Here is a 238-nt window from a genome sequence, read left to right as displayed (position 1 = left end):
CCGATGGCTCGCAGATCCCGACCTTTCTCGTGTCGGAGCGGACGCGCCGGCACGTCAAGGTGAGCCTGTCCGGCGACGGCGGCGACGAGCTGTTCGGCGGCTATACGCGCTACTTCCTGACGCCGCGCCTGTGGCGCAAGCTGCATCGCGTGCCGGCGGCCGTGCGCGCGCGGATCGCCGCCGCGCTTCACGCGCTGCGCCCCGATCATGCGGACCAGCTCGCGGCTGTCGCGCAGGG

At 73.1% G+C, this 238-nt stretch carries 1 protein-coding gene; it reads left to right on the top strand.

What is annotated here, in order from left to right; all coding sequences use genetic code 11:
- Window positions 1-238, top strand: a 238-nt coding sequence (locus tag SB816_RS34715; protein ID WP_410548588.1) for an asparagine synthase-related protein, incomplete at both ends; no start/stop codon positions are given.

The organism is Achromobacter sp. SIMBA_011 (assembly GCF_046535435.1).
Taxonomy (GTDB): domain Bacteria; phylum Pseudomonadota; class Gammaproteobacteria; order Burkholderiales; family Burkholderiaceae_B; genus Achromobacter; species Achromobacter dolens.
The sequence above is the reverse complement of the archived record's forward strand: the minus strand, read 5'-3'. Positions and strand labels throughout refer to the sequence as shown.